Raw genomic sequence first — 9085 nt, forward strand, 5'->3', positions numbered from 1 at the left:
GCATACATGTTCATATAATCAGGGGGTGTGGCCACCGGCTCATGGGGAGAATGAAAGCTGACAAATAGAAAAAACGGCTTCTGTTTGTCCCGGGTGTTGTCGAGCCAGTCGATACATTCAGTAATGATCGCATCGCTGGAACATTCACTCGACTGCCCGACCGCCACGCCGTTCCGGATAAAATTTTTCACATCGCAGTGATCCTGATCGGCATTGTTCTCGGTGGCCATATAATAATCAAAACCCTGATCGTCCGGCATCGGCTGTGTGGTTGCAGGATTGGAATTGAGTATGCCGTCATTGAATCCCTGCGTAAGATGCCACTTTCCGACAAGGCTGGTCGAGTAACCGACATCTTTGAGAAGCTCCGCTATGGTCAATTCGTTGCCGTGCAGAAATCGCGGATTAGAATGCGGCCACCGGTGACTTCCCAGATGATCGTAGATACAACATCGATTAGGCGTGCGCCCCGTTAAAAAGCCGGCCCGGGCCGGAGAACAGACAGGAGCGGCCGCGTAACAGTCGGTAAATCTGATACCGTCAAGTGCAAGCTGGTCGAGATTCGGAGTTTGTATATCCGGGTGATCGTAGCATGCTAAATCGCCGTATCCCAGGTCATCGCAAAGAATGTAGATGATATTCGGTTTATCCTGTGCTGTTCTACCTGGTATGGCATGGATCGATGCTGCTGTGGCAGCAACTCCTGCTGCAGAATGGCCGAGAAATGTTCTTCGCGAAATTGAAGCCATGATAATCGGATCTCCTTTTATTATTACATTATACTATATACTATATATACCAGCATTCTTAAATTGAATCCTTAACATAAAATTAATAAATCATGGATGAATATAAATAGTACATTTTTTTAATTTCATTGCCGTTATATTTAAAGCTATATAAGGAAAGATCCGGCGAACAGGTGAAACAGGCAGCCATCCCGCATTATTGGAATGACTGCTCCGTATCAATAATTATTTAATGAACACAGCTCGAGAAAGAACAGTGTTATCACCATATGCCCTCACGATATACATCCCGGTCTGTAAGTTTGCGGTTGAGACAGTCGATTGAGATTGAGCTGAAATCGAGAAAACCTTCTTTCCCTGAGCGGTATAGAGTGCAGCAGCCTCGAAACTGCCATTTCCTGGAACGATAGTTATCGATTTTTCTGTGGTAGCCACCTTGAGCAATTCCGATGTTTCCGACAATATTGCATTGGCCGCAATGGTCGGATCGTTTCCGATCAGAATATCAGGATCCATCACAACATGCCGGAGCGGTGTAGTCCCGGTGCCTCTTCCCGACCAGAGAAGATGAATTTTTCGATCGCTGGTCTGGATCAAAGTCGGATCCGCCTGCTCGGCATTTTCCATGCGCATCTCTAAAATTTCATCCCAATTGTGGGCATCATTGCTCATGACCATTCGGATGACATGCCTGAGCTTCCGGGTGCCATTGATCATGGCATCACCGGCAGCACAGGCAAGATGCCGGCCCTGTGACGGGCCCCCGTTGATATCAAGGCTCACTGCTGCGCCCCCCGCCTGAAGTGCAGTTCTGCGGTTGCCGATGTTATTGCTGACGGGGAGCTTAGTTGCACTTGTCCAGAATTCTCCACCATTCGCGGTATAGGTAATATGCACTTCACCATTAACATTATCGCGAACAACTCCGGCAACATTTTTATATAATCCATTAGTCCGCTCATCAGGATCTATAACCAGAAATGCTCCCTGCCCCGCATTACCGGGATTGAAAGGAGTATTCTTGTATTGCCAGGATGTGCCGCCGGTGCCGTCATAGTTATCAGGTGGAATCATGGTGATTATATGACCATTGGATGTACTCACATGCGCTCCAACAGAACACCAGAACCATCCATTAGGATGCTCAAGCGGCGGATTCTGCTCGGGCCCGATAAACCGGTTTTCTTGAAAAAGCGGATTGTCACTTGACGGAAGCTGCTTTGCATCAGACCAGGTACGACCATCATCAGTCGACCACCTCATCCGTGAAACATGCATACGGGGCGGATTGATAAAATAATGAAGATACAGTTTTGATCCTGGTTCGGAGGGCTGATAAAGTTGCGGATCATGAGTACCATCCGCGGCAACAAGGACCTGCTCACCCCAGTCTCCGCCTGCCGGCTTGCGGCAGCGAGTATTCCAGTTTCAGTCCGGTTTGGACAGTATAACAGGCGCTGAATCCGGTTCCCGCCCGATATGCGGAAACAGGTTTCAAGCGATTGACAACCGGGCCATTAGCATTGCACAGCTTGTCGGGATCGATTACTACATGGCGGATCGGGTCATCGGAGTATGTAAGGTGCAGTTTGCGATCCGAGGTCTGCACAAATGCCGGGTAGTTGCGTCCGCCGCAGGGAACCACCATCACTTTTTGCCACTGGAGACCGTCGGGTGAAATACAAATTCGGATGAATTCCCGTCCCCCCGTATGGCTATAGCCCGAAACATGATAGCCGTTATCCAGGGTAAAGGCATCACCGCCGGAATTACCGATTCCATCGGCGTCGATAACCTTATCCCCGAAACCGGTCACCGGTCCCCAGGTACGACCACCGTCAGTCGACCAGGTAGATTTTCCGCCCCTGCACAGGAGCTGAAGATGCATAAAATCCTGTGAGTGAACTAAAAAAGCCGGTTGGTGACCTTTGCGCGCGGGCTGGGACCAGAGTGTGTTATCGCCGTTATAATCGACTGTACGCTCGATCCAGAACAAAGCGCTGTCGGTCAACAAACCGTTAAATCCAAGCCATCTCGGACGAACGCTTGCGGGAAGTAGCAGAGAGCCGTCGGGAAGCTCAAGCGGTTTGTTTTTCTCGCATCCCATGGCGCGCCCCAGTGGCGTACCTTGCAAGTCAGGGCAATCAACCGGATCGGTCCAGGTTGCACCATTGTCGGTCGATTTGATAAAACGCTTCTTCCCCGAACTTCCGCCATCAAGAAGAACCGTATACCAGACACACAACGGCGCCCCGGGCTTTTTCGGCTGATAAATTGCCGCATTATCTATTGCCCGATCATCACCGGAAATCGCCACCGGCGTCAGCCATCCCTGCGCGGTTTTGCGGGTAAACCAGCATTTGACATTTGAGGCGCCTTCAGAACTGCCACCGTACCAGACGACCCCGAGTTCACCGTTTGGAAGTTCGGTTACCTGGGAGCTGTGCGTAAATGACGGCCAACTGTAATCATCCGGTGCGCAGTACTCAACCAGCTCAACCGATTCGGTTCGCCCGCTTGCACCCGCCCAGAAATCACTTTCAGCGCAGAGTTGGGCTGTCATGCAACATACTGCCATTCCAACTGTAATGAAGAAATCCTTTCGAGCCATAAGCCTCCTTTGCCGATAAATAAATAACACAATCTCATGACCTTCGCTGTAATAATAGCAAAAAGCCGGGTCCATTTCTTTTTGATTTATGAAACGAAATTGACTATATTTATTAAAAGCGTTTAATTTTAACCTTTAAAGAGTTTAATTATGCGATCAAGCGCAGTCGATAATGCTCGAAAGCATATTCTTTCGGGCATACAGGAATCCCGGTATAAAACCGGAGACTTTCTCCCGAGACTAAAGGAAATTGCCTCGGAAATCGGCATTTCGGTTCCCACAGCTTGCAAAGCGACCGGTTTATTGAAAGGTCAGGGAATTCTGGAAGGCAGTACCGGTCAGCGATACAAAGTTTCGCCCAATGCTCTTCAATTATGCGGCGATTTGCTCAGGGAAATTGAGCAGAGCAAACAGAGGAAAGGGCCATCAAAGAGATGGGAAAGAATTAGTGAAAACATCCGCCGCCGCATACTGAACGGACACTATTCGCGCGACAACCCATTCCCATCAATAATGGAGCTGTCTTATGAATACGGCTCCTCCTTTCGTACAATCAGGCGAGCGCTCGATTTTCTGTGCAGAGAAAACGTTCTCGTTCCTTTCAATCGGTCTTATGCAGTGAGATCATTGAGCGCAGGCACCGAACGGAACAGGATCGGCTTTATTGTTATGGCCGATCGTACATTGAAGATACAGCTTTCCGGTCTGGTGGAAGATTTCTATCGAGACCTTGAAACCGAATGTATCCGTTCAAATATTATACTATCACAATATTCTTACCTTGTTCGTGAAGAAGAGGCGCTCAGGTTTTATGATTATCACGGCAAGCCGTGTGATATTGACAATAGCGATAATATGCTCGGCTACCTGTTCATTGTTGTTGCTCCCGAATATAAACGAGACAGGATCCTCCAGCACCTGTCGCACCGGAACAAACCGGTTGCGACACTCGATCTTATTGGGGGATGGGATTTTCCCCGGATGGGAAAGCGACGGAATTTCCGCCTTTTCTCTTCCGCGGTTTCATCGCAGTGTGGCAAGGAGATCGCACAATTCCTGCTCGGTCTTGGTCATCAGCGAATTGCGTATCTATCGCCTTTTCATCAATCACTCTGGTCGGTTAATCGTCTGGGTGGTCTTTCTTCCACGTATCATGATGCGGGCCTGCCGGACAAAGTCCGGGGGTTCACCTTTAATCGTCCGCCAAAAATCAATATCTATTATCGAGACCAGGCGTATACACAGTGCAGCATCGGGCCATTGCAAAACGCATATCAGCAATGGAAAAAGAATATCCCTGACTATTTTATTCCCCAATTCGACACGCTGTTTAATTTCACCATTCCCGAACGTTTGCTTCCGTGGGCAGAGATGTATCATGATCTTGATTCGCTTTTCGAACAGGCTTGGGCTCACAGGCAAATCACGGCCTGGGTCGCGGCTAATGATGAAGTTGCGTGTCGCGCACTCGATTTTCTCGAAAGGAAGGGTGTCGATGTTCCCGGCAGCATTTCGGTGGTCGGTTTTGACGACACTCTCCCTGCGTTGCAGCAGGGGTTGACAAGTTATAATTTCAACATGCGTGCGATGGTGCGCGCCATGCTCGATCATGTGCTGCACCGGTCATCGCCGCTTTTAAAGCAGATCCACAAGCCGATTGAGCTTGAGGGGCTGATTATGGAACGGAAGACGACAGGGAGAAATCTGAAATAGTGTTTATGCTTTCCTGAAATCTATCTTCTGTACCCATCTTTACAGCGCCATTACTATTTTAAACCTGTGGATAGATACAATTAATTCTTAACCTTTTCCACGGAGGCATTTTTATGAAAGCGTTTGCCACACTCCTTGTTTCCTTGACTCTTTTTACCGCTCTCTCCTGCGATTCCGAACAGCAGCAGGCACAGTCGGCCGAGACAATGATGGAAGCTGCAAAAGAAGCTCCGGCAGGACCGGATACCATGATTGTGCTTTTGGGCACGCTTAAAGAAGACAGTGTCGAGCGGTATATCGCCCTTCACGACAGTATCCCGCAGCAGATTATTACCAATCTTCAGTCCACCGGGGTCACCGATCTGGACATTTACCGCCATGACACAAAACTGATTCTGACAATCGAAAAAGCCGCCGGCGCTCCCCGGGACACCACAAAATTCGATAAAGAAGCAGAAGACACCTGGCAGGCAACGACCGGCGCGTGCTTCGATAAGAAGTGGGTAGTTGCAAAAAGCATCTTTGACATGCAGGATCATATGAAATAAAAGGATTTTTCTAGTGAAGAAGCTGCGAGCCAATACCGCTGTTTATGCTGCTTATCAATTTCTCGTTACGGCCATGATCGAGAATAACTATAAAGAAAACGAGCAGCTTCCCGGCTTAAAAGAGCTGGCCCGGCTGGCACAGGTTTCGGTCCCTTCAATGGCGAAAGCTACTGCTCTTCTGAAAAAGCAATCGGTACTTGAGGGAGTGAATGGCCGTCGGTGCAAAGTTAAAATAGGCGCAGTGGGAAAATGTCAATCATTACGTGAGTCAACCGATTCGCCCAATGAGCTGCCATCGATATCTCACACCGCCTGGCAGCGCGTGTGTTATCAGGTGAAAAATGACATTCTCACCGGCTCGCTGTCGGCAGCGAGCCCCTTGCCTTCAATGAAAGAGCTCCAGACCCGGTATGCAACCTCTTTCAGAACGCTGAAAAAAGCCCTGTATGAGCTTTACATAGAGGATTTTTTAGTCCTCAATAAAAAGCATTACTCGATACGACAAATTACCGCTCAAAAATCGGGGCAGCGCGTTGTCTTTATTGCCCTTGCCGACATTCAAGAACGATTAGCGATGGGCAGTCTTGCCGAGGACTATCTCAGGCACCTGGAAATCGAATGCTCCCGTTCGAATATCGGAATCGACATTGTCGGGCACAAGGCAGGCGATGCCGATTTCTCTTTTATAAAGCCCGGGGCCGGGGCAATAAAATTTGCAGACGAAGAGGCGGTTGTGGGATATCTATTTCCGATCAGTGCACAAACCGCCGGCATGGAGCACGTTTTCCGTTTCCTGGCCCATGTACGCAAACCGGTCGCACTTTTAGATTTTACCGGTGGATGGCAACTCCCGGCCTATCTCTGCAAAGAAAACGTACGACTCTTTTCTTCGGCAGTGTCTCCCCGCTCAGGCCGCCAGGTTGCGCGGTATTTGCTCTCCCGGGGACATCGGAATATTGCCTACATCTCTCCCTTTCACAAATCGCTCTGGTCGCAAAACAGGCTGAAAGGTATCAGAGAAATCTACGCTCAAGCGGGAATCGACAATAGTGTCCTATCATTTACACAGGATAACCCTCCACGCTATTTTCGCTTTTATTTTGAAGATGAAACCAAGGGCTATTCTTTAGAGCGTCTGCTTGCATCGTATAATGCGTGGAAAAAGGATGTTCCCCTTCATATACGACAGAAAACCGATCAGCTTTTCGGTTTCCAGCTTCCCGAACGAATCATTCCCCTGGCGGAAATGCAGCATACAATCAGCCCACTCTTCAAAAAAGCGATTGCAAAGAAGGAATGTACCGCCTGGGTGGTTGCCAACGATGACATCGCACTCTGGGCGCTGGAATACCTGCAGCAGAAAAATATAAAAGTTCCCAACACGGTTTCAATTGTCGGCTTTGATGATACTCATGCAGCGATGAATCAGGGTTTGACAAGCTATAATTTCAACATGAATGCTATCGCTCATGCAATGCTGGGGTTTGTGCTCAACAAACGATCTCTTTCAAAAGGACATTCACACCGGGCAATTGAGTTTGAGGGCATGATTATCGAGCGGCAGACGGTTCGCACTTATTCACCTCAAGCAGCACAAACAATTCAGCCGGTACAATCGTAATTTCCGACCGCACATCATTTACTAATCCGCTTTATTATCCGGCGCCCTTCTTTCACCAGATAGATGCCTTTGCCGTTTCGCAAGCGAAGATTCCTCGGTCCAATTTCAATCCTTCTCCCGCTGATCGAATACAACTCACGCTCTTCATGGCCAAGCTGTAAGTCGTGAGAAATATTCTGCATTTCACGATACCGTTTCCCTGTAGAACTCGACTGATATTGGATAGTATTACCGTCAATTGAAACCGAAAACGAACCCGCCTCAATGGCCACTTTGCCGGGCCAGGTGCCGGTAACAGTAACTTCCGGATGGCTTTGCCCTTCCTTGGCGCAAGTCAGCGCAACAAGATAATTGCCGTCACTGCTCCCGAAATGCACGTAATTGTTTTCATCATAGGTAACTCCCTTATATCCGAAACTGCTCCCCCGCACCCGTTTCCCTGTTGTCAGGTCCAATGTGCCGTTCTGATACAGGATAGAGCCTTTCATCGAACTCCCGTTCGCGCCCTCAACGGCAAACGCTTTTTCCTGTTCATCGAGCGTGATCGCCTGCGATTCAACCGTACAGAGCTGCCAGTAGGTTCCGTTATCGGAAACATCACCAACAATAAAAACCCCTTCAACGCCCGCAACCCTGGAATAATCGGCAATGAACCACCGCTTATGATTATCCACCCCAAGATTGTTGGTGGAGATTTGCGTGATACAATGTCCGCTTCCATTGGTGCGGAGGAACGGTGTTCCGACAACAGTCCCTGAATTACCGTTTTTCGAAAGACCGGCAGCCTCGGGATCCATGGGATACAGCGTATTCATGGAGCTCCAGTAGGCATGGTGGCCATTGATTTTCGGGCCGTATCGGCCGCCGCCGACCCCGAACGGCGTATCAAGCCCGAAAATGCGGAAACTGAGGGCATCCGGGCCGTTATGTCCCTTATTGCCCCGCAGCTTGACATAGAGCTGTGCAACAACATCGTTGCTGTCGAGATAGTGGTTCCGGTAGGTCATGTACCCGTTGCCGCCGGTATCCACAAAGCCGCTGCGCCATTTGTCAATAGCCATTGGGTTCTGCTCATCGATACCCGATGGGTAATATAGATAGCTGTACATCGTGCCGTGTCGTCTGCTGTCGAAATCGTTGTTCCCCAGCACGCCGAACATGCGGTCATACCAGTATTTGAGACCAGGTACCAGTTCATCGTGACAATAATAAAACGCCTGTCCGAAAACTCCTTCAGGATTGAGATTAGCGTTATCATCACCGAAATCCGGATGCAGTCCCATACCGCCACCATTGCGGATCTTGCAGCCATTTGCATATGCGGTCCAGGGGGTCCACTTGACCGATTCCATTGTCTGCCGGAGGTCCCGTGAAGCGTCGTGTCGTGCCATGGCAATGCCGAATGCAGCGATAAACTGCCCGAACGGATAGAGCGTATACCCCATGCCTTCGATATTCCATCCCCGACTGTCGGGATTGTCGCCCATATTTTCGCGGCAATAGCGCACGACTTTGTCCCAGCAATTGATCAATTTAGCATTATCAAAGGCGTCATCAGTGGCCATATAGCCGAGTCCTGCAGCAGAAAAACGGTTCCCCTGCCAGTTGGATGCAGTGTTGGTATTCTGTTCTCTTCCGCCATTATCATTGATCACATCGGCATTGGCTTTCAGTGCCGCGGAAACAGTAGCGCGAAATGAAGCATCACAGGCAGAATAACACATATCATAAGCGAGCGCGACATTCTTTTCGTTCATGTACAGCGTCAGACCCTTGATATTCGTATTTGCCCAGTTATTGCCGCTTATTACCGGCTCGATTTTCACCTTTGCCGAATCAGCCC

At 49.2% G+C, this 9085-nt stretch carries 6 protein-coding genes; 3 read left to right on the plus strand and 3 right to left on the minus strand.

Annotated features, from left to right (window positions below; translation table 11 throughout):
• The 3 genes from GF401_01610 to GF401_01620 all read right to left on the minus strand — a co-directional run.
• Positions 1 to 749, minus strand: a 749-nt coding sequence (locus GF401_01610) for a sulfatase-like hydrolase/transferase (protein ID MBD3343741.1), incomplete at its 3' end; no start/stop codon positions are given.
• Positions 750 to 974: 225 nt separating this feature from the next.
• On the minus strand, positions 975 to 2027 hold the full coding sequence (locus tag GF401_01615; GenBank protein ID MBD3343742.1) for a T9SS type A sorting domain-containing protein: 1053 nt from the start codon (positions 2025 to 2027) through the stop codon (positions 975 to 977).
• 103 nt (positions 2028 to 2130) lie between these two features.
• On the minus strand, positions 2131 to 3435 hold the full coding sequence (locus GF401_01620; protein MBD3343743.1) for a hypothetical protein: 1305 nt from the start codon (positions 3433 to 3435) through the stop codon (positions 2131 to 2133).
• 75 nt (positions 3436 to 3510) lie between these two features.
• Here GF401_01620 and GF401_01625 point away from each other — a divergent pair, with 75 nt between their 5' ends.
• The 3 genes from GF401_01625 (at position 3511) to GF401_01635 (ending at position 7242) form a co-directional block, all read left to right on the plus strand.
• The gene (locus GF401_01625; protein MBD3343744.1) at positions 3511 to 5073 is read left to right on the plus strand and encodes a GntR family transcriptional regulator; all 1563 of its coding nucleotides are present in this window, start codon (positions 3511 to 3513) and stop codon (positions 5071 to 5073) included.
• Between the two features lie 113 nt (positions 5074 to 5186).
• Positions 5187 to 5621, plus strand: coding sequence for an L-rhamnose mutarotase (locus tag GF401_01630; protein MBD3343745.1), 435 nt, complete (start codon positions 5187 to 5189; stop codon positions 5619 to 5621).
• 13 nt (positions 5622 to 5634) lie between these two features.
• A complete protein-coding gene (locus GF401_01635) occupies positions 5635 to 7242 on the plus strand; it encodes a GntR family transcriptional regulator (GenBank protein ID MBD3343746.1) in 1608 nt (535 codons plus the stop codon).
• Positions 7243 to 9085 lie beyond the last annotated feature (1843 nt).

The sequence above is a fragment of the Chitinivibrionales bacterium genome, assembly GCA_014728215.1.
Lineage (GTDB): Bacteria > Fibrobacterota > Chitinivibrionia > Chitinivibrionales > WJKA01 > WJKA01.